1 protein-coding gene is annotated in these 709 nt (G+C 32.2%); it reads right to left on the bottom strand.

Annotated elements, in window-relative coordinates; all coding sequences use genetic code 11:
• Window positions 1-264: 264 nt before the first annotated feature.
• Window positions 265-709 (bottom strand): type ISP restriction/modification enzyme (locus tag J7R13_RS08560; RefSeq protein ID WP_343212184.1); only part of this gene is annotated, 445 nt, incomplete at its 5' end.

Raw genomic sequence — 709 nt, 5'->3', positions numbered from 1 at the left:
AACTCTCTTTAAACAGAGCTTTCGAAAAGTATACATCTATCATTTTAGATTACGATTATCATTTTAGATTACGATATAGTCTTTTAAAAGCAATCCAAAGTAGAGTGTTTAAAAGTGCAAATGATTTCTTTTTAGAATAACGCATATAAACACTCCTTTTAAAGATTGATGTAAGCAATGTATAAAAGGGGTATAGAACCTATAGTTATAAGACCTTATACCCCTTATGATTAGCATACCCATTATGTTAGCATGCTTTATAAGTTATTCAGTTTCTCTAATTTCTAATTTTGGTAGTTTTTTCACGATTTTCATTGTTTCTAAACTTACGGAAATAACTCTTTGAAATAACTCTAGAGGGTAGGACGGATTTCCAACGGATTCAACAGCATAGCGTTTGGCATCATTCACAATACCGCTCTTTTTATCAGTCTTAACACATTGACGACCCATTATCCATTCAAGAGCGGGTCTACCATTAACGATATAGTTATAAGCTTCAAGAGGAATGTTTGTTATTGTGATATTGCTGTTGTAAATAACTGTAGATTTATCCTTTTCCTTACTATTTTTAATTTTTGCGAATTTCATTTCAGTCACATAATAGAATTTTTCGGGATTAGGAATGTCTGCCTGTTTTGGATTGCCCTTTTTAAAGGTCACGGGATAAGGTTCCACATCTTCATAATTTACATGCAAATGACCCAGT

It is taken from the genome of Bartonella taylorii 8TBB, from assembly GCF_902825155.1.
Classification (GTDB): domain Bacteria; phylum Pseudomonadota; class Alphaproteobacteria; order Rhizobiales; family Rhizobiaceae; genus Bartonella; species Bartonella taylorii_A.
Note: the sequence above shows the minus strand (reverse complement) of the source record. Positions and strands in the feature narration are given on the sequence as shown.